Source organism: Massilia haematophila (assembly GCF_042647645.1).
Lineage (GTDB): Bacteria > Pseudomonadota > Gammaproteobacteria > Burkholderiales > Burkholderiaceae_D > Telluria > Telluria haematophila.
On record NZ_JBHRVV010000001.1, the window covers coordinates 2,548,586 to 2,567,735 of the forward strand.

Here is a 19,150-nt window from a genome sequence, read left to right on the forward strand (position 1 = left end):
AAGCCGGGCAGATTACTTCTGCTTGCGGCGACGAGCGGCGCCACCCAGCATCAGGGCGCCCAGGCCCAGCAGGGCAACGCTGGTCGGTTCCGGAACCAGGGTGATGTTGCCGCCGGTTGCGGTGTACAGGAAGTCCTTGTAGCCGCCCATGATCATGCCGCCGAAGTAGGTACCGAAGGTGCCTTCCTTGTAGCCCAGCGAGGTGAAGCGGCCGCTGAAGGTGTTGTTAGCAACCAGCATCAGTTCGCCGTACATTTCGACGAAAGATGGGCCGCCCGAGTCACCGCCGCCGATGCCCGATTCGCGGTCATTCGGCAGCACCGGGGTGCAGACGCCGAAGAAGTCGCAGAAGGTGTCGCGGCCGGCGCCGTCGAAGTCGGCGTAGTAGACTTCCTGGTTGCCGCCTTCGAAGTCCTGCTCGTCGTCCAGGTCGATCAGGTCGACGTAGTTTTCGCCGGTGCGCTTGACGCGGAAGTCAGGGCTGATGTAGTAGCCGTTGACGCCGTCGCCCGAGGTGCCGTAGCCGGCCATGGTGATGTGGGTGCCGGCGTTGATCGGGTTGACGGCGACCTTGTAGATCTTGGCGCTGTCCGGTGCGTCCTGGGCCAGGGTGATGACGGCGACGTCGTCGTTCACGCAACCGAGGCTGCCGTCCGGGCAGTTGTTAAAGCCCTGGTAGTCCTTGTGCACGGCGAACGAGCTGGCGTTGATGACCGCGGTGCCCGGGCCGCTGGAGGCGGCGTTGAAGACCACGCGCACGTCGCTGCCTGGCTTTTTCAGGTCGACATAGGAACCGTTGCCGTTGGTGTCGACGCAGTGGCCGGCCGAGACCACCTGGCGCTTGCCCACCAGGGCGCCCGAGCAGATGTAGGACTGGCCGTCGTAACGGATGTTGATGCTGACCACGCCCGAGAACTTCGAGGCCGGGCTGTTCGGATCGACGTGTGCGCCTGGGGTATCCGGCAGCGCGCCCGACGTGATGGCCGGGGTGACGATCGAACCCGGGGTCGCGGCGATCGAGCCTGCGTGGGCTGAGCCCATGCCGAACACAAAGCCAGCGGCGACAACACTACCTGCAATTTTCTTCAACGACAGATTCCGATTCAGCATTTGTTTTTCCTTTTAGTTGACTAATCTTTCACGGACGTCCCACACCGTGTACATAGTGATTAGCAGAAACCGTGCCAGAAGGAAAATAATGCATGATTTCAATATGTTAGCTACTTAACACTCGGAAAACATGCTTTCATTGTAAGAATTTCCGACACCCAATATTGGGTGTCGTTTACAGGTCTTGCCTTATTTCACGTCGACCAGCTCGACGTCGAAGATCAGGTTGGCATTCGGCGGAATCGGACCGACGCCGCGCGAACCATAACCCAGCTCCGCGGGAATGATCAGGGTGCGCTTGCCGCCCACCTTCATGCCCACCACGCCCTGGTCCCAACCCTTGATGACCGCGCCCATGCCGAGCGGGAAGGTAAACGGCGCGCCGCCGACCGAGGTGTCGAACTGCGGGCCATGGCCCTGCGGCGCCTGCGGCGAATACAGCCAGCCGGTGTACTTGACGGTGACGGTGTTGCCGGCGACAGCTTGCTTGCCCTTGCCGACGACGCTGTCGATTTTTTGCAGTTGCAGCTTCGCCGGTGCGGCTGCCGAAGCGGCGGCGGGCGCGGCGGCCCAGGCGGCGCCGGTGGACAGGACCAGGGCCAGCCCCAGGGTGGAGACGTATCGATTCATGTATAACCTTCGTTGGGAGTGATTATGCGGCTCCACCGCTTGCCTGCCGGCATTGGTGGGCTGTCGCAGTATTCCCTACTCGGGCATTTCGCACAAGCTCAGCGTCTGGCCTGCTGTACCGATGCAAGGATTTCCGACACCCGGCCGAGGTCGGCGGGTTTGACGAGGTGATGGTCGAAGCCGGCCTCCTCGGCCTGGCGCAGGTCTTCCTGCTGGCCATAGCCGGTCAGTGCGACCAGGACCGCGCCGCGCAATTCGGGGATGGCGCGCAGCTGGCGCGCCAGCGCATAACCGTCGGTATCGGGCAGGCCGATGTCGAGCAGCATGACCTCGGGCCGCTCGCGGCGCGCGCGCTGCAAGGCGCCACGGCCATCGTATTCGACCGCGACCGCATGGCCCTGCACTTCCAGCACCGTCGCCAGCATCTGCGCGGCGTCCTGGTTGTCGTCCACCACCAGCACGCGCAGCGGCTGGTCGCCGACCTCGGCCGCGTAGGTTTCCTGCCCGGCCGCTGCGCCGGACAACGCGTCCAGGCGCGGCAGGCAGATCTCGAACTCGCTGCCGCGGCCGGGCGCGGCGCGGGCATCGACAGTGCCGCCGTGCAGGTTGACCAGGCTCTTCACCAGCGCAAGGCCGATGCCCAGCCCGCCCTGCGAGCGGTCCGGGGTGCGCTCGGCCTGGGTGAACAGCTCGAAGATATAGGGCAGCACGTCGGGCTCGATGCCGATGCCGTTGTCGGCCACCGTCACCGTCACCCGGCCCCCGTGCGCCGTGACCCGCAGCGCGATTTGCCCGCCCGGCGGCGTGTACTTGGCGGCGTTGTTCAGGATGTTCGACAGGACCTGCACCAGGCGCGTGCGGTCGCCCAGCACGTGCACCGGTTCGCCCGAGAGCTGCATGGTCAGCGCGTGGCGCTTGGACTCGATCAGCGGGCGCACCTGCTCGACCGCGCCGGACACCACCGCGTTCACGTCCAGCTCTTCCTTGTCGAGCGTGACCAGGCCGCGGGTGACGCGCGAGACGTCCAGCAGGTCGTTGACGAGGTCGGTCATGTGCTCGGCCTGGCGCGCGATGATCTCGCTGGCGTTGCGCACGCCCTTGGCGTCGAGGTGGCCGAGTTTCAGCAGGTGGGCGGCGGTCGTGATCGGCGCCAGCGGGTTGCGCAGCTCGTGCGCCAGCATGGCCAGGAACTGGTCCTTCTGGCGGTTCGCCGCGCGCAGCTCGTCCTCGACCTGCTTGCGCAGCGTGACGTCGCTGCCTTCCACGAAAATGCCGACCACCTGGCCCGACGGATCGCGGATCGGCTGGTAGATGAAGTCGAGGTAGCGCTGCTCGAGCGGCGCGCCCGCTTCGCGCGCCAGCTTCAGCGGCAGGGCGTGGCCGACGAACGGCTTGCCGGTGTTGTAGACCTCGTCGAGCAGCTCGAAGAAACCCTGCCCTTCGACCTCGGGCAAGACTTCGCGCGCAGTCTTGCCGACCAGGTTGCCGCGCCCGACGACCTCGATATAACTTTTGTTTGCGATCTCAAACACATGTTGAGGCCCGCGCAGCACGGCGATGATGCCGGGCGCCTGCTCGAACAGCGTCATCAGGCGCTCGTTTTCCTGCTGGCGGTAGCGCTCGGCCAGCACCTGCCCGGTGACCTCGACGCAGGCGCAGTACATGCCGGCCACCACGCCGCTTTCATCGCGCACCGGCGAATACGAGAAGGTGAACCAGGTCTGCTCGTCGAAGCCATGGCGGTTCATCAGGAGCGGCAGCTTTTCCCAATAGGTGCCCTCGCCCTGCAGCGCGCGCTCGACGATGGGCCAGATGTCGCCCCAGATCTCGCCCCAGATCGCCTTGAAGGGCGCACCGAGCGAAGCCGGATGCTTCTCGCCCAGGACCTCGACATAGGGGTCGTTGTACAGGAAACCGAGCTCTTCGCCCCAGGCCACGAACATCGGGAACTTCGAGTTCAGCATCAGCGCCACGACCGTGCGCAGCGCCTGCGGCCAGCTTGGTGGAGGGCCGAGCGGCGAGCGCGACCAGTCGTGCGCGCGCATCATCGCCCCGACCTTGCCGCCGCCGCTGAGGAACATCAGCGCACCCACATCGAGCGCGGCGTCCTGGGTGGGCGGGGCCGTTGCCCCGGGGCGAGGTTCGCTCATATCAGAGGGTCTGGACAAATTCGCGGATACCGCCAAGCAGCATCTCGACCGACATCGCCGTCAGGATCAGGCCCATCAGGCGCTCGAAGGCAGTCATGACCTGCGGACCGAGCTTTTGCTGCAGGCGCTCGGCGCTGAGGAATACCGCCAGCCAGACCACGCCGACGGCCGCCAGCGCGGCCACGTGGACCATGGTCTCAGACACGCTTTCCGCGCTGAAGAGCAACACGGTGGCCAGCGCCGACGGGCCGGCCAGCGCCGGAATCGCCAGCGGCACGATGAAGGGCTCGCCGCCTTCGCTGCGTCCGAGCACGCCGTCCGGATGCGGGAAGATCATGCGGATCGCGATGATGAGCAGGATCACCGCGCCGCCGATGCGCAGTGCAACCGGGCTCAGGTGCAGCGCGGCCAGGAAGTGCTGCCCGAAGAACATGAAGATCAACAGCAGCAGGAAGGCGATCGCGCATTCGCGCACCACGATGCGTGGACGGCGCTGCAGCGGCGTTTCTTTGAGGGCGGCAGCAAACAAGGGAACGTTGCCGAATGGGTCAGTGACGAGGATGAGGAGGATGAAGGTCTGGAAAAAGCTTTGTGTCATGGGTGTTCTTGTTCTTGGGTTCCCGACGATTCAGGCATTCGCGGCAATCTTAACCGATTTGCACCGGGGCTGTTGCCTGCATGACGTGCGTAAAGAAAAAAGGCCAGGCGCGTGAACGCACTGGCCTTTTTCCACGGCAGGTGGCGGCCGCTGGCCGCCCTCCTTGCGATTACTGCTCGAACTTCTTCAGCCACGCCGACAGCTGGTGCGGGCGCAGGCCGTCGTAGTCCTCGAACGGCTGGTGGATCCACGGATTGTGCGGCAGGTCTTCCATGTGGTAGTCCGGCTTGAAGGCCGAGGTGCCCTTGACCCAGAGAACGGCCGAGCGCACTTCGGTGACGTCGGGATAGTTCTCGGTCAGGTGCTCGCGCACTTTCTGCAGGGTGACGCCCGAATCGGCCAGGTCGTCGACCAGCAGGATCTTGCCCTGCAGCGGGCCCTTGGTCATCGTCATGTACTTGGCGATGTCGAGGTTGCCCTGCTTGGTGCCGGCTTCTTCACGGTAGGAGCTGGTCGACAGGATCGCCAGCGGCACGTCGAAGATGCGCGAGATCGCGTCGCCGGGACGCACGCCGCCGCGCGCCAGGCACAGCACCATGTCGAACTTCCAGTTCGATTCGTAGACTTTCAGTGCCAGGCGCTCGACCAGGCGGTTGTACTCGTCCCAGGAAACCCAGAGGTCCTTGTCGGTCGATGCAGGGGTATTCATTTCAGGTATTTCCTATTCTTGAACCTCTAAAAACCTACTGCGCGTTGCATTGTCGGCCTGCGATGCTCGCTGTACGTCCGTACAGCTGCGCTTCTCGGCCAACACTGCTGCCGCTCGCTACGGTTTTTTGAGGTCCTTATTTTAATTAGGCTGCGAACGGGTGACGCAGCACGATCGTTTCTTCGCGGTCCGGGCCGGTCGACACCATGTCGATCGGGATGCCGACCAGTTCTTCGATGCGCTTGATGTAGGCGCGGGCGTTGGCCGGCAGCTCTTCCATCGACTTGGCGCCGACGGTCGACTCGGTCCAGCCCGGCATCTCTTCGTAGACCGGCTGGCACAGCGCGGCTTCCTCGGCGCCGACCGGGAAGATGTCGACGTCGCGGCCGTCGATCTTGTAGCCGGTGCACAGCTTGAGCGACTCGATGCCGTCCAGCACGTCGAGCTTGGTCAGGCACATGCCGGTGACGCCGTTGATCTGGACCGAGCGGCGCAGCAGCGCGGCGTCGAACCAGCCGCAGCGGCGGGCGCGGCCGGTCACGGTGCCGAACTCGTGGCCCACGCGCGACAGGTGTTCGCCGACGCCCTGGTCGGTCGGCAGTTCGGCCGGGAACGGGCCGGAACCGACGCGCGTCGTATAGGCTTTCGTGATGCCCATGATGTAGTGCAGCATGCCCGGACCGACGCCGGCGCCGGCGGCGGCATTGCCGGCCACGCAGTTCGACGAGGTGACGAACGGATAGGTGCCGTGGTCGACGTCGAGCAGCGAGCCTTGCGCGCCTTCGAACAGCAGGTTGCCGCCGGCCTTATGCGCTGCGTACAGGGCGGACGACACGTCGCCGACCATCGGGCGCAGGCGCGGCACCAGGGCCATCGCGTCGTCGAAGGTCTGCTGGAAGTCGATCGCTTCGGCGCCCAGGAAGTTGGTCAGCACGAAGTTGTGGTACTCGAGGTTTTCCTTGAGCTTCTCGGCAAATCGATCCGCATTCAACAGGTCGGCGATACGGATCGCGCGGCGCGCGACCTTGTCCTCATAGGCCGGGCCGATGCCCTTGCCGGTGGTGCCGATCTTGTTCTCGCCGCGCTTGGCTTCGCGTGCCTTGTCGATGGCGACGTGGTAAGGCAGGATGACCGGGCAGGCTTCCGAGATCTTCAGGCGCGACGCGACTTCGACGCCGGCGGCCTGCAGCTTGTCGATCTCGCGCATCACGTCCGGCACGGAGACGACGACGCCGTTGCCGATGTAGCAGGCCACGCCTTCGCGCATGATGCCCGAGGGGATCAGCTGCAGCGCGGTTTTCTGGCCCTTGATGACCAGCGTATGGCCGGCGTTATGGCCGCCCTGGAAACGAACGACGCCGGCCGCATGGTCGGTCAGCCAATCGACGATTTTGCCCTTGCCTTCATCGCCCCACTGGGTGCCGATGACGACGACGTTCTTTGCCACGGTAGTATTTGACATCACTTAACCTAAGTTTTTGAGAATCCAATTTCCATCTTCGAGGACGAGCACGCGGTCGCACTCGAACTCGTCCTGAACATTATCGTGACCCGGCATGGACTGGATCACGACTTCGCCTGCCTTGCGCAGGTCAGCGATTTTTTCGCGCAGCTCGGGCGCGTTGCCCCACGGGGCGCGGATCGAATGCTTGCGCTCGGCCGTCGGCAAGAGGCGCGCCAGCTCGCGCAGGTCGAGCGAAAAGCCGGTCGCCGGACGCGCGCGGCCGAAGGCTTCGCCCACGTGGTCGTAGCGGCCGCCGCGCGCCACCGCGTTCGGCAGGCCGGGCACGTAGAGCGCGAACATGGCGCCGCTTTCGTATTGGTAGCCGCGCAGGTCGGCCAGGTCGATCGCCACCTCGGCGCGGCCGATGGCCGATGCCGCCAGCGCGGCCAGTTCGGCCAGCGCGCGGGTGACGCCGGGCAGCGCCGGCAGTACGTCCTTCGCCTTCGCCAACACCTCGACGTCGCCGTACAGGTTCGGCAGCGCGAGCAGCGCGTCGCGCGTCGCCGGTGCGTAATCGCGGGTGATTTCTTCCAGGCCCGGCACGTCCTTGGCGCGCAGCAGCGCGGTGATCCGGGTTTCGTCGCGGTGCGCGGCCTGGTCTTCGGCCAGCAGCGCACGCAGTATGCCGACGTGGGACATGTCGAGGCGCACGTCGGTGAAACCGGCCAGCGCGACCGAGCTCAATGCCAGTTCCTGGATCTCGGCGTCGGCTTCGAGGCCGGCGTGACCGTAGATCTCGGCGCCGATCTGGATCGGCTCGCGGGTCGCGTGCAGGCCGGAAGGACGGGTATGCAGGACGCTGCCGGCATAGCAGAGGCGGGTGACCGAGGCGCGGTTCAGCAGGTGCGCATCGATGCGCGCGACCTGGGTCGTCATGTCGGCGCGCAGGCCAAGCAGGCGGCCGGACAGCTGGTCGATCAGCTTGAAGGTGCGCAGGTCGGTGTCCTGGCCGGCGCCGGCGAGCAGCGACTCGACGTATTCGAGCATCGGCGGCATGACCAGCTCGTAGCCGTACAGGCGGAAGGTGTCGAGCATCAGGCGGCGCAGATCCTCGATCTTGCGCGCTTCGGACGGCAAGACGTCGGCGATATTCTCAGGCAAAAGCCAGTTCGGCATGGGCGACAGCGGATGAGTTGTTAAAGATGAGGCAATGTGGCGTGCTCGTGCAAGACGAAGTCAGCGCCGAATCGGCAATTTTACCCGAAAATGAAACGGGACAGGCAGCCGATGATGTCAGATGGGCTTGGCAAGTTGCCAAATGGCGACTGGAAATCGGTTGTATATGCCATTCATGAGGCGAATCAAGCCCCTCCGCGCCCCTCGATTCAAACGTAGGGTGGGCGCCCCTGTGCCCACGCGTGACGCATGCGTCCCGTCGGCCTTGTTGACGTCTCATCTGCTCGACGTTTACGCGTGGGCACAGGGGCGCCCACCCTACGCGCAAATAAAAAAGCCGCGCTGAGCGCGGCTTCCTTTTACTTGCTGCCCGGATTCTTGAAGTACTTGAAGAACTCCGAGTTCGTGTCGATCACCATCACGTCGCCCTGGTCCTTGAAGCTGGCGCGATAGGCTTCGAGCGAACGGTAGAACTTGTAGAACTCCGGGTTCTTCCCAAACGCTTCCGCATAAATCGCGGACGCTTTCGCATCGCCCTCGCCCTTGACCTTCTCGGCTTCGCGGAAGGCTTCGGCCAGGATCACGGTGCGCTGGCGGTCGGCGTCGGCGCGGATCTGTTCGGATTCGGCGGCGCCGGTCGAACGCAGTTCGTTGGCCACGCGAACCCGCTCGGCGCGCATGCGGTCGTAGACCGAGTCGTTGATCTGGTCGATGTAGTCGACGCGCTTGAGGCGCACGTCGACGATGCCGACACCGATCTGCTTGGCCTCGGCCACGACCTTGTCGCGCACCGCATCCATCACGCGGCCGCGTTCGCCGGAAATCACTTCGCGCACGGTGCGCTTGGTGATCTCGTCGTTCAGGGCCGCCTTGACGATCTGCGACATGCGGTTGCGCGCGGCGCGCTCGTCGCCGCTGAAGCTGACGTAGTACAGGCGCGGCTCGACGATGCGCCACTTGACGAAGGCGTCGACCAGGATGTTCTTCTTTTCGGACGTGATGAAGCGGTCGGCGTCCGGCGTATCCAGGGTCAGGATCCGCTTGTCGAGATAGAGCACGTTCTGGAACGGCGGCGGCAGCTTGAAGTGCAGGCCCGGCTCGGCGATCACCTCGCGTACTTCGCCCAGGGCGAAGACGATGGCGAAACGGCGCTGGTCGACCACGAAGACGGTCGAGGACAGCAACATCAGGGCAATAAAGCCCGCCACGAAAAGGGTTACGAGGCGGTTCATCAACGGGTCTCCCGGTCACGTGAGGTATCGCGGCTGCGGCTGTCGCGCTGACGCACCGCATCCAGGGCTTGGGTCACTGCCTGCGACGACGCCGAATCCTGCTGCGGCGACTGCACCGGGCCGGAATGGGCGCTGCCGACGGCGGCGCTGTTCGCGGACACCTGGGCAATCAGTTTATCGAGCGGCAGGTACAGCAGGTTCGAGCCGGACTTGGCATCGACCATCACCTTGCTGGTGTTGCTGAAGATCTGCTGCATGGTGTCGAGGTACATGCGGTCGCGCGTCACGGCCGGGGCCTTGGCGTACTCGACCACCACCTGGTTGAAGCGGGCCGCGTTACCGGTCGCGTTCTCGACCACCATCGAGCGGTAGGCTTCGGCGTCCTGCTGCAGGCGGAAGGCGGCGCCTCTAGCCTGCGGAATCACCTGGTTGGCATACGCCTCGCCCTCGTTGCGGGCGCGGGCGCGGTCCTGGCCGGCCTTGACGGCGTCGTCGAAGGCGTTCTGCACCTGCTCCGGCGGCTGCACGTTCTGCATCGTCACGTTGGTGATCAGGACGCCGAGCGCGTAGCGGTCGACGATCTGCTGCATCATGTTGTGGACGTCGACGGCGACCTTCTCGCGGCCCTCGTAGAGCACGAAGTCCATCTTGCTCTTGCCGACCACTTCGCGGATCGCGGTCTCGGCGACCTGCTGCACCGTGAGGTCCTGCTCGCGGTTGTTGAAGACCCAGGCCACCGGATCCTTCAGGGTGTACTGGACGGCGAACTGGATGTCGATGATGTTCTCGTCGTCGGTGAGCATCAGCGATTCGTTGGGCTGCTTGTTGCGCACGTTGTCGCGGTAGCCGATCTCGGCGGTGCGGACCTGCGAGACGTTGACGGTCTCGTGGGCCTGGATCGGGGCCGGCCAGCGCCAGTTGAAACCGGCGCCGGTGGTATGCGACAGGCGGCCGAAGGTGGTCACGACGCCGACCTGGCCCTCCTGGACGATGAAGGCGCCGCTGGCGAGCCAGATCAGGGCGATGATGAAGGCGATCACCGTGGCGGTGATGCCGGTGCCGCGCCCTTCCCCGCGGTAGGGGCCGCCGGCGTCGCCGCCGTTGTTGCCGCGGCTGCCGAACAGGCGGTTCAGGCGCGCATTGAAGTCGCGCCACATCTGGTCAAGGTCGGGTGGACCTTCACCCGGACGGCGGCCCTCCTGGGCCTTGTGGTCACCGTCGGGGCGATGGCCCCAACGTGGATCGTTCAGCGACAATTTGAGGCCGAACCGTTTAAGTAAGGAAACGAACATAGGCTTTTAATGGGGCCCGAGATGGGTGGAGGTTGGAATACTTTCGCCGGGATTCTCCGGGGAGAAATCCGGCGCGGCATCGTCCTGCTCTTCGTTTTCAGGGCTCAGGCCTGGCGCGGAAGAAGCCTCGAATGCGTCTTGCGGGGCTCCCTGCGAGGCTGCCTCGACGATCGCATCACGCAGCAGATCGAGGCCGGCGCCGCTGCGGGCGCTGATAAAAACGCGGCTGATTTTATCATATTCATCACGTTCGACCCCTGGCTGGAGGTCGGCCGCATCAATCTTGTTCCATACAAGGATCTGGGGAATATGGTCGGCGCCGATTTCGCGCAGGACGTCGTTGACCTGTTCGATCTGCTCCATGCGCACGTCCGAGGAACCGTCGACCACGTGCAGCAGCAGGTCGGCATGGATGGTTTCCTCCAGCGTGGCGCGGAAGGCGGCGACCAGCTGGTGCGGCAGCTCGCGGACGAAACCGACGGTGTCGGAGATCACCACGCTGCCGACCTCGTCGTTCAGGTAGAGGCGGCGGCTGGTGGTGTCCAGGGTCGCGAACAGCTGGTTGGCGACGTAGACGCCGGCCTTGGTCAGCGTATTGAACAGGGTCGACTTGCCGGCATTGGTATAGCCGACCAGCGACACCGAGAACGTGGCGTTGCGGTTGCGCGCGCGGCGCTGGGTTTCGTGCTGCTTGCGCAGCTTGGTCAGGCGGGCGCGCAATGCCTTGACGCGCTCGCCGATCAGGCGGCGGTCGGTCTCGAGCTGGGTTTCGCCGGGACCGCGCAGGCCGATACCGCCCTTCTGGCGTTCGAGGTGGGTCCAGCCGCGGATCAGGCGCGTGGCCAAGTGCTGCAACTGGGCCAGCTCCACCTGCAGCTTGCCCTCGTGGCTCTTGGCGCGCTGGGCGAAGATGTCGAGGATCAGGCTGGTGCGGTCGATGACGCGGCGGTTCAGGCGGCGTTCGAGGTTACGCTGCTGCGCGGGCGACAGTGCGTGGTTGAAGATGACGATGTCGACGTGGTCGACGGTGGCTGCCTGGGCGATTTCGTCGGCCTTGCCGCTGCCGACGAAATACGCGGGATCCGGGCTGGCGCGTTTAGCGGTGATCGTGGTGATCGGCTCCGCGCCGGCGGAGCGCGCCAGCAAGGCCAGCTCTTCGAGACTGGCGCCGAAGTCGACGGCGCCAAAATCGACGCCGACCAGCGCGGCGCGCAGCATGGGAGTGCCGGGGGCGTCAGCCATCGGCCTTACTCAGCTTCGGAATCGAGGTTGAGATTGACGGCGCGGGCCGGCACGACGGTGGAAATGGCATGCTTGTACACCATTTGGGTCACGGTATTGCGGAGCAGGACGACGTACTGGTCGAAGGACTCGATATGGCCCTGCAGTTTGATCCCGTTGACGAGGTAGATCGAGACGGGTACATGCTCTTTGCGCAAGGCATTGAGGAATGGGTCTTGTAACAGTTGCCCTTTATTGCTCATAACAGCTCCGTAATGTTGTTGTAGTTTAAAAATTGGAGGCAAATGCCTCCTTTTCAAGTGCACGGGGCAAGATTCAGCTTTGCGAATGATGGCCTGCGGTTACTGTAACCTGTTTTAATGCTTTTTGTCGTACTGCTAGACTTAAGGATTTATTAAACAGGCCCATGCGTGGCCGATTTCTCGCCTGCATTTCAGTCCGATTATTTCTGTTCCTTGGCAAACGGGTTCTTTCCGCTGCGCAGCTCGATGCGCAGGGGCGTACCGACCAGGCTGAAGGTGTCGCGGAAGTGCTTTTCCAGGTAACGTTTATAGGGCTCGGTAACCCCTTCCAGCGCATTGCCGTGGATGACGATGACCGGCGGGTTCTGGCCGCCCTGGTGGGCATAGCGCATCTTCGGACGGGTGCTGCCCTTGCGCTTCGGCTCCTGCTTCTCGATCGCTTCCTGCAGCGCGCGCGTCAGGCGCGGCGTCGACAGGTTCGCGGTGGCTGCCGCATAGGCCGCGTCGACCGCGGTCATCAGCTGCTTGATGCCGGTGCCCTTCAGCGCCGAGATGAACTTCAGCTCGGCAAAGCCGAGGAAGTCGAGCTTGCGGTCGATGTCCATCTTGACCTGGTCGCGCTGGTCGGAAGTCAGGCCATCCCACTTGTTGACGGCCACCACCAGCGCCCTGCCCGACTCCAGGATGAAGCCGGCGATGTGGGCGTCCTGCTCCGAGATGTCCTGCTGGGCGTCGAGCATCAGCACGACCACGTTCGCTTCCGACACCGATTGCAGGGTCTTGACGACCGAGAACTTCTCGATCGCCTCGAACACCTTGCCGCGGCGGCGGATACCGGCGGTGTCGATCAGGGTGTAGTGCTTGCCGTCGCGCTCGAACGGGACCTCGATCGAGTCGCGGGTGGTGCCCGGCATGTCGAAGGCGATCACGCGCTGCTCGCCGACCAGGGTGTTGATCAGGGTCGACTTGCCGACGTTCGGACGGCCGACCAGGGCGATCTTCACGCCGCGGTCGGCGGGCTCCAGCTCTTCTTCGTCTTCCGGGCGCTGGGCAAAGGCCAGGTCGAGCGCCTCGTTGACCAGGTCGTGCACGCCGTCGCCGTGGGCGGCCGAGATGACGTAAGGATCGCCCATGCCCAGCTCGTAGAACTCGGCGGTGACCGAGGTGTACTTCATGCCCTCGGACTTGTTAATGACGAGCATGACCTTGCGGCCGGACTTGCGCAGGAAGTCGGTAATGGTCTTGTCATGCGGGGTCAGGCCCTGGCGGCCGTCGACGATGAAGACGACGATGTCGGCTTCCGCCACCGCCTGCTTCGTCTGCAGCGCCATTTCGTGCATGATCCCTTCCTTCGCGACCGGCTCGAAACCGCCGGTGTCGATGACCAGGAACGGACGCTCGCCGATGCGCCCTTCGCCGTAGTGGCGGTCGCGCGTCAGGCCAGGGAGGTCGGCCACCAGCGCGTCGCGCGAACGGGTCAGGCGGTTGAATAGGGTCGACTTTCCGACGTTCGGGCGACCAACGAGTGCAATTACCGGCTTCATGTATTTATTCTATTCGACCGCGATCGCGGCCACAGTTCCATTTTGTGTTTGAAAAATCAGGTTCGATCCGGCCACCAGCGGCGTGCCGCTGACGGCGCTCCCGTCAAGCGCCGCGCGCGCCAGGAAGACGCCGTCCTCGCGCGACAGGAAGTGGATATAACCCTGGTAGTCGCCGACCGCGACCGCGCGGCCGTAGGACAGCGGAGTCGACAGGCCGCGGAAGGCAAGCTTGTCGTTCTTCCAGACGCTGGTGCCGGTGTCGCGGGCGAACGCGTGCAGCGCGCCCCGGTCGTCGGCGGCGAAGACGAAACGCTGGTCGACGGCCACGCCCACTTCCGAGGACAGGTCGCGGTTCCAGCGCGGCGAGCCCGAGGCCAGGTCGAAGCAGGAGACGCGGCCCTGGTAGGACACGGCGCAGACGTCGGATTCGAAGATCACCGGTGCGCCGCCGATGTCGGTGACGCGCTCCAGTTCGGTGGCGCCACGCGCCACGCCCACTTCGACTTCCCAGCGCGGGGCGCCGGTGGCGAGCAGGAAGGAGGTCAGCTTGCCGGCCGGCTGGGCGACGATCACGTCGCGGTCGTGCACCACCATGCCCGGCGCATTGCGCAGGGTCAGCGGCGGCGACGGGCGCTGCACGGTCCACTTCGTCTCGCCGGTCCTGGCGTCGATGCCGACGATGCGGTTGTCGATCGAGCGCGCCACGACGACGCCCTCGCCCACGGCCGGGCTCGACAGGATTTCGCTCGACAGCTGGGATTTCCACAGCGCCTTGCCGTCCATGTCGAAGGCCATCAGGACGCCCTTGGCGCCGCCGACGACGATCACGTTGCCGTCGGTGCCCACGCCGGCGGTCAGGTTCGAACCGGCCTTGATGCGCCACATCGCACGGCCATCGAGCGCTTCGACACGGACGATGGCGCCGTCGGCGCTGGCCACGACCAGGGTATTGCCGGCCAGCGCAGGCGAGAACTGGTAGCCCCGGGCCTTGCCGATGTCGAGCTTCCACGCGGTACGCACGGCCATGGTCGCTTTCAGTTCTTCCAGCTTGGCCGGCTCGTTGGTCTTGTCCTTCGAGGAGAACGGGTTGAGCGAACTCAAGGTCGAGCAGCCCGTCATCAGGGCCAGGACACCGACACCAACCAGCTTACGGGTAATACGCATTTTCTTTAGCCTTGTTCTTAGTCTGAAGTGTATAAGGACGCAAAGCCAGCGCCTGCCGAAAGGCAGGCCCTGGCTGTGGGGTTACCTTAATTCAAGTGCAGGATTACGCTGCCTTCGGCTCGGCCGGGGCGCTGCCGCCGATCGCTTCGAGCTTGATGCGCACCAGCTGGCTGCCCGGATGCTTCGGACCCATGGCGGCCAGCGCGGCCACGTAGGCGTTGCGCGCATCGGCAATCTTGTTCTGCGCGACCAGCACGTCGCCCTTGCGGTCCTGCACCTCGGCGGAGAACTGCGGCAGGAACTTACCGTCCAGCAGCTTCATGGCGCCGTCATAGTTCTTCTCGTCCAGCAGCACGCCGGCCAGGCGCAGCTTGGCGACCGACTGGTATTCGTCGTCGCCGTTGTCGACCACCCATTGCAGCTGGGTCTTGGCGGTCTTCAGGTCGTTCGCCTCGAAGGCGGTCTTGGCCGCGCCCAGGGCGCTCATCTGGGCGTAGGCGGTGCGCTTGAACTTGTCCTGGATGTCGGACGCGACGCGCTGGGCCTTGGCGTTGTCGTTCGCGGTGACGGCGTCGGTCAATTCGTCGTACAGCGCCGACGCTTCCACCGACTGCTTGCGCACGTGCTGGTTCCAGAAGTTGTAGGCGGCGAAGGAGCCGAGCGCGATGATCAGCACCCAGATGATCAGGTTGCCGTACTTGGACCAGAAAGCCTTGAAGGAGGCTATCTGTTCTTGTTCTTCGAGGTCGTATGCCATGGTTCGTCTAATAGTTATCGATGGATCGGAGACTTGAATGCTTCTGGTACTGTCTTACGGGTGGTAATGCACGTGGTCGTGGTCATGGTCGTGCGCGCCGATGATGGCGTCGACCACGTGGTCGACCACCGCGTCGAAGGGCACGCTGGCCTGCTGCTGCTCGCCGGACTGGCCCTCGACCGCGCGCAGCGACTTCACCGCCGCCACGCTGTTGGCGACCTCGTCTTCGCCGAGGATGACCGCGAACGCGGCGCCGCTGGCGTCGGCCTTCTTCATCTGGCTCTTGAAGCTGCCCGCGCCGCTCGGCGTTGCGCAATGTAGCACAACATCCAGGCCCGCATCGCGGAAACGCTCGGCCAGGATGAAGGCCTGCATCTGGGCTTCCTCGCCCTGGTGCACCATATAGACGTCGCACCCGCTCGGCGGGAGCGGCTCGCCCTTGGACTTCATCAGCTCGATGATGCGCTCGATGCCCATGGCGAAACCGACGCCCGGCGTGTTCTTGCCGCCGAAGGTTTCGATCAGCGGATCGTAGCGGCCGCCGGCACAGATCGTGCCCTGCGAGCCCAGCTCGTCGGTGACCCACTCGAACACGGTGCGGTTGTAGTAATCGAGGCCGCGCACCAGGCGCGGGTTGACGGTGTACTGCACGTTGTTACGGTCGAGCAGTTTTTTCAGGCCGTTGAAGTGGGCCAGCGACTCCTCGCCGAGGTAAGCCAGCAACTGGGGGGCACCATTGACCATCTCCTGCATGGCCGGGTTCTTGGTGTCCAGGATGCGCAGCGGGTTGCTGTGCAGGCGGCGCTTGGCTTCGGCGTCGAGCACGTCCATGTGCTGTTCGAAATAGGCGATCAGGTCGGCGCGGTGGCGGTTGCGCTCCTCGGCGTTGCCGATCGAGTTCAGTTCCAGGCGCACGTTCTGCAGGCCCAGGTCGTCCCACAGGCGGCGGCACAGCATGATCAGCTCGGCGTCGATGTCCGGACCGGCAAAGCCCACGGCTTCGGCGCCGAACTGGAAGAACTGGCGGTAGCGGCCGCGCTGCGGACGCTCGTGGCGGAACATCGGGCCCTTGTACCACAGGCGCTTCGGACCTTCGTAGACGAGGTTATGCTCGATCACCGCGCGCACCACGCCGGCCGTGCCTTCCGGGCGCAGGGTCAGCTGGTCGCCGTTCATCGAATCCTCGAAGGAATACATTTCCTTCTCGACGATGTCGGTCACGGCGCCGATGGCGCGCGCGAACAGGCGGGTTTCCTCGACGATGGGGGTGACAATCTTCTGGTAGCCGTAGCTTTTCAGGATCGTTTCGGCGGTGTTTTCGAACAGCTCCCACAGCGGCGCATCGGCCGGGAGGATGTCGTTCATGCCTTTGATGGCGGCGATTTTTTCGGGTTTGGACATGTTTGCGTTCTTCGGTTCTGTAGGGTGGGTTCTTGAACCCACCGGTACGGCATTCGATCAATCGGGCGTCGTCACGCGCTACGGTACGCAACGGCACGACCGGTGGGTTCGAGAACCCACCCTACCTTATTTGCTGTAATTCTTCTTCACATACTCCAGAACGATGTTCTGGAACTCCTCGACGATCCGCTCGCCGCGCAGCGTGGCGACCTTCTGGCCGTCGACGAACACCGGCGCGGCCGGCGATTCGCCGGTGCCCGGCAGGCTGATGCCGATATTCGCGTGCTTCGACTCGCCCGGACCGTTGACGATGCAGCCCATCACGGCCACGTTCATCGCCTCCACGCCCGGATACACCTTCTTCCACTCCGGCATCTGCTCGCGCAGGAAAGTCTGGATATTGTCCGCCAGTTCCTGGAACACGGTCGAGGTGGTGCGGCCGCAGCCCGGGCAGGCGATCACCATCGGGGTGAACTTGCGCAGGCCCATGGTCTGCAGGATTTCCTGCGACACCACGACTTCCTTGGTGCGGTCGCCGCCCGGTTCCGGGGTCAGCGAAACGCGGATGGTGTCGCCGATGCCTTCCTGCAGCAGCACCGACAGGGCCGCGGTCGAGGCGACGATGCCCTTGCTGCCCATGCCGGCCTCGGTCAGGCCCAGGTGCAGCGGATAGTCGCAGCGGCGCGCCAGTTCGCGGTAGACCGCGATCAGGTCCTGCACCGCCGACACCTTGCACGACAGGATGATCTTGTCCCTGGCCAGGCCGATCTCCTCGGCCTTGACCGCGTTCTCGATCGCCGACGTGATCAGGGCCTCGTACATCACGGCCTGGGCGCTGTACGGGTTCGCGCGTGCGGCGTTCTCGTCCATGATGCGCGCCAGCAGGCTTTGATCCAGGCTGCCCCAGTTGACGCCGATGCGCACCGGCTTGTCGTACTTCATCGCCACTTCGATCATCTGGGCGAACTGGGTGTCGCGCTTGGCGCCCTGCCCCACGTTGCCCGGATTGATGCGGTACTTCGACAGCGCCTGCGCGCACTCGGGAAAGTCGCGCAGCAGCAGGTGGCCGTTATAGTGGAAGTCGCCGACCAGCGGCACATCCACCTCCATCTTGTCGAGCTGTTCGCGGATGAGGGGCACGGCGGCCGCGGCTTCCGGATTGTTGACGGTCAGGCGCACCATCTCGGAACCGGCGCGCGCCAGCTCCTTGATCTGGATCGCGGTGCCGATCACGTCGGCGGTGTCGGTGTTGGTCATCGACTGCACGACGACCGGGGCGTCGCCACCGATCCAGACCTTGCGCGCGCCGTGCTGGACCAGCACGCGGCGGCTGGCGCGGCGCGCCATCGGACCGGATGGAATGGGCAGGTTCGTTGAAGTCATTCTGGGCTTTCGATTCTTTGCAGGTACGGCTTGTTGATCGCTGGTCTGTTCGTTACTTGATCGTCACGCGCGCGATCGTCTTGCCCGGCAGTTGCGGCAGCTCGACGGCGGCGCCGCGCAGCGTGGCCGAGACGCCTTTCGGGTTGCCGACCACCAGGGTCGCGCTGCCCGGCACCTCGAACGTCTCGGTGCTGCCAGCCTTGACCAGGCGCGAGATCAGGGCCTTGCCGCCCTGCGGACGCACTTCGATCCACGAGTCTTCGCGCACGTTCAGCACCAGGGTATTGGCGCCGGCGGCGGCTGCGGCCGGGGTGGCGGTGACGACCGCGGCCGGCGCGTTCGCAGCCGGGGCATTGGCAACCGGAGCGTTCGCAGCCGGCGCGTTGGCGCCCGGCGCGGCAGTGGCCGGGGCAGCGCCTGGTGCGGCGTTCGGCGCAGTGTTCGGCGCAGTGTTCGGCGTGGCCGGCGTGGCCGGTGCAGGCGTGCCGCCCGGCGCCGGCACCGAGATCAGCGGCACGGTCGGGTTATGGGCGGCGCCGTCCGTGGCGCCGGCGCCGACGCTGTCGGCAGGCACGGTGGTGATGACCTCGCCGCCGTCCGCAACCTCGCCGCCCGGCAGCGCGATCAGGCCGAAATGCCAGGCGGCGCCGGCGGCGGCGGCCACCAGCACGGCGGCCCCGACCCAGCGCAACGGCAGGCTCGAACGCCTGCCGTGGGTCGGGAAACGCGAATGCGAGAACGAGGTCGGGCGTTCGCGGCGCACGACCGGGCCGCTTTCCACCGGGGCCGGCTCGTCCATCTTGATCATCGCCACCAGCGGCGCGGCGTCGAGCTTGAGGATCTTGGCGTAGGCGCGCACGAAGCCGCGCGTCACCGCGGGGCTGGGCAGCGACGCATAGTCGCCGGCCTCGATCGCCACCACCTGGCGCACCGCCAGCTTGAGCTGCTCGGCCACCTGCTCGACCGACCAGCCCATCGCTTCGCGCTGGGCCGCCAGGGTCGCGCCGGGATGGCCGTGCTGGGGGTGGTTGTCGGGCGTGGCGCTTTGGTCTGCGCGCTCTGAAGTCATTGTCGTC

General features: G+C 65.0%; 17 protein-coding genes. All 17 read right to left on the minus strand.

The window, feature by feature from the left end; genetic code table 11:
- Nucleotides 1–12: 12 nt before the first annotated feature.
- The gene (locus ACFOPH_RS11360; protein ID WP_312549756.1) at nucleotides 13–1,110 is read right to left on the minus strand and encodes a trypsin-like serine protease; all 1,098 of its coding nucleotides are present in this window, start codon (nucleotides 1,108–1,110) and stop codon (nucleotides 13–15) included.
- 189 nt (nucleotides 1,111–1,299) lie between these two features.
- Entirely contained in the window at nucleotides 1,300–1,740 is a 441-nt protein-coding gene (locus ACFOPH_RS11365) for an FKBP-type peptidyl-prolyl cis-trans isomerase (protein WP_312549754.1), read from the minus strand.
- A gap of 98 nt (nucleotides 1,741–1,838) precedes the next feature.
- Nucleotides 1,839–3,890 carry a hybrid sensor histidine kinase/response regulator gene (locus tag ACFOPH_RS11370; protein WP_312549753.1) on the minus strand — a complete coding sequence of 684 codons (2,052 nt, stop codon included), beginning with the start codon at nucleotides 3,888–3,890 and terminating at the stop codon, nucleotides 1,839–1,841.
- 1 nt (nucleotide 3,891) lies between these two features.
- A complete protein-coding gene (locus ACFOPH_RS11375; RefSeq protein WP_312549751.1) occupies nucleotides 3,892–4,488 on the minus strand; it encodes a MarC family protein in 597 nt (198 codons plus the stop codon).
- 169 nt (nucleotides 4,489–4,657) lie between these two features.
- A complete protein-coding gene (locus tag ACFOPH_RS11380) occupies nucleotides 4,658–5,197 on the minus strand; it encodes a phosphoribosyltransferase (RefSeq protein WP_312549750.1) in 540 nt (179 codons plus the stop codon).
- Between the two features lie 145 nt (nucleotides 5,198–5,342).
- Entirely contained in the window at nucleotides 5,343–6,659 is a 1,317-nt protein-coding gene (locus ACFOPH_RS11385) for an adenylosuccinate synthase (protein WP_312549749.1), read from the minus strand.
- Between the two features lie 3 nt (nucleotides 6,660–6,662).
- Nucleotides 6,663–7,817 carry an ATP phosphoribosyltransferase regulatory subunit gene (locus ACFOPH_RS11390; protein ID WP_312549748.1) on the minus strand — a complete coding sequence of 385 codons (1,155 nt, stop codon included), beginning with the start codon at nucleotides 7,815–7,817 and terminating at the stop codon, nucleotides 6,663–6,665.
- Between the two features lie 359 nt (nucleotides 7,818–8,176).
- Nucleotides 8,177–9,049, minus strand: a complete 873-nt coding sequence (hflC, locus tag ACFOPH_RS11395) for a protease modulator HflC (protein WP_312549747.1) — start codon at nucleotides 9,047–9,049, stop codon at nucleotides 8,177–8,179.
- Nucleotides 9,049–10,341 carry an FtsH protease activity modulator HflK gene (gene hflK / locus ACFOPH_RS11400; RefSeq protein ID WP_312549746.1) on the minus strand — a complete coding sequence of 431 codons (1,293 nt, stop codon included), beginning with the start codon at nucleotides 10,339–10,341 and terminating at the stop codon, nucleotides 9,049–9,051. Before hflK ends, hflC begins: the two co-directional genes overlap by 1 nt.
- Nucleotides 10,342–10,347: 6 nt before the next feature.
- A complete protein-coding gene (gene hflX, locus ACFOPH_RS11405; RefSeq protein ID WP_312549768.1) occupies nucleotides 10,348–11,556 on the minus strand; it encodes a GTPase HflX in 1,209 nt (402 codons plus the stop codon).
- A gap of 32 nt (nucleotides 11,557–11,588) precedes the next feature.
- A complete protein-coding gene (gene hfq, locus ACFOPH_RS11410) occupies nucleotides 11,589–11,825 on the minus strand; it encodes an RNA chaperone Hfq (RefSeq protein WP_026354376.1) in 237 nt (78 codons plus the stop codon).
- Between the two features lie 200 nt (nucleotides 11,826–12,025).
- Nucleotides 12,026–13,369, minus strand: a complete 1,344-nt coding sequence (gene der, locus ACFOPH_RS11415; protein WP_312549735.1) for a ribosome biogenesis GTPase Der — start codon at nucleotides 13,367–13,369, stop codon at nucleotides 12,026–12,028.
- Between the two features lie 9 nt (nucleotides 13,370–13,378).
- Complete coding sequence (gene bamB / locus ACFOPH_RS11420) at nucleotides 13,379–14,533, minus strand: outer membrane protein assembly factor BamB (RefSeq protein WP_379735320.1); 1,155 nt, start codon at nucleotides 14,531–14,533, stop codon at nucleotides 13,379–13,381.
- A gap of 103 nt (nucleotides 14,534–14,636) precedes the next feature.
- On the minus strand, nucleotides 14,637–15,290 hold the full coding sequence (locus ACFOPH_RS11425; protein WP_379735322.1) for a YfgM family protein: 654 nt from the start codon (nucleotides 15,288–15,290) through the stop codon (nucleotides 14,637–14,639).
- A gap of 54 nt (nucleotides 15,291–15,344) precedes the next feature.
- Nucleotides 15,345–16,691: a histidine--tRNA ligase gene (gene hisS / locus ACFOPH_RS11430; protein ID WP_379735324.1), complete on the minus strand. Its 1,347-nt coding sequence runs from the start codon at nucleotides 16,689–16,691 to the stop codon at nucleotides 15,345–15,347.
- 126 nt (nucleotides 16,692–16,817) lie between these two features.
- Nucleotides 16,818–18,074, minus strand: coding sequence for a flavodoxin-dependent (E)-4-hydroxy-3-methylbut-2-enyl-diphosphate synthase (gene ispG, locus ACFOPH_RS11435; RefSeq protein ID WP_312549728.1), 1,257 nt, complete (start codon nucleotides 18,072–18,074; stop codon nucleotides 16,818–16,820).
- Nucleotides 18,075–18,126: 52 nt separating this feature from the next.
- On the minus strand, nucleotides 18,127–19,143 hold the full coding sequence (locus ACFOPH_RS11440) for a helix-turn-helix domain-containing protein (RefSeq protein ID WP_379735326.1): 1,017 nt from the start codon (nucleotides 19,141–19,143) through the stop codon (nucleotides 18,127–18,129).
- Nucleotides 19,144–19,150: the final 7 nt, after the last annotated feature.

What these genes read in the sequence shown, in the direction of transcription:
- ACFOPH_RS11360 (WP_312549756.1), bottom strand. Translation starts at nt 1,110, where the DNA reads ATGCTGAATCGGAATCTGTCGTTGAAGAAAATTGCAGGTAGTGTTGTC.
- ACFOPH_RS11365 (WP_312549754.1), bottom strand. Translation starts at nt 1,740, where the DNA reads ATGAATCGATACGTCTCCACCCTGGGGCTGGCCCTGGTCCTGTCCACC.
- ACFOPH_RS11370 (WP_312549753.1), bottom strand. Translation starts at nt 3,890, where the DNA reads ATGAGCGAACCTCGCCCCGGGGCAACGGCCCCGCCCACCCAGGACGCC.
- ACFOPH_RS11375 (WP_312549751.1), bottom strand. Translation starts at nt 4,488, where the DNA reads ATGACACAAAGCTTTTTCCAGACCTTCATCCTCCTCATCCTCGTCACT.
- ACFOPH_RS11380 (WP_312549750.1), bottom strand. Translation starts at nt 5,197, where the DNA reads ATGAATACCCCTGCATCGACCGACAAGGACCTCTGGGTTTCCTGGGAC.
- ACFOPH_RS11385 (WP_312549749.1), bottom strand. Translation starts at nt 6,659, where the DNA reads ATGTCAAATACTACCGTGGCAAAGAACGTCGTCGTCATCGGCACCCAG.
- ACFOPH_RS11390 (WP_312549748.1), bottom strand. Translation starts at nt 7,817, where the DNA reads ATGCCGAACTGGCTTTTGCCTGAGAATATCGCCGACGTCTTGCCGTCC.
- hflC (WP_312549747.1), bottom strand. Translation starts at nt 9,049, where the DNA reads ATGAACCGCCTCGTAACCCTTTTCGTGGCGGGCTTTATTGCCCTGATG.
- hflK (WP_312549746.1), bottom strand. Translation starts at nt 10,341, where the DNA reads ATGTTCGTTTCCTTACTTAAACGGTTCGGCCTCAAATTGTCGCTGAAC.
- hfq (WP_026354376.1), bottom strand. Translation starts at nt 11,825, where the DNA reads ATGAGCAATAAAGGGCAACTGTTACAAGACCCATTCCTCAATGCCTTG.
- der (WP_312549735.1), bottom strand. Translation starts at nt 13,369, where the DNA reads ATGAAGCCGGTAATTGCACTCGTTGGTCGCCCGAACGTCGGAAAGTCG.
- bamB (WP_379735320.1), bottom strand. Translation starts at nt 14,533, where the DNA reads ATGCGTATTACCCGTAAGCTGGTTGGTGTCGGTGTCCTGGCCCTGATG.
- ACFOPH_RS11425 (WP_379735322.1), bottom strand. Translation starts at nt 15,290, where the DNA reads ATGGCATACGACCTCGAAGAACAAGAACAGATAGCCTCCTTCAAGGCT.
- hisS (WP_379735324.1), bottom strand. Translation starts at nt 16,691, where the DNA reads ATGTCCAAACCCGAAAAAATCGCCGCCATCAAAGGCATGAACGACATC.
- ispG (WP_312549728.1), bottom strand. Translation starts at nt 18,074, where the DNA reads ATGACTTCAACGAACCTGCCCATTCCATCCGGTCCGATGGCGCGCCGC.
- ACFOPH_RS11440 (WP_379735326.1), bottom strand. Translation starts at nt 19,143, where the DNA reads ATGACTTCAGAGCGCGCAGACCAAAGCGCCACGCCCGACAACCACCCC.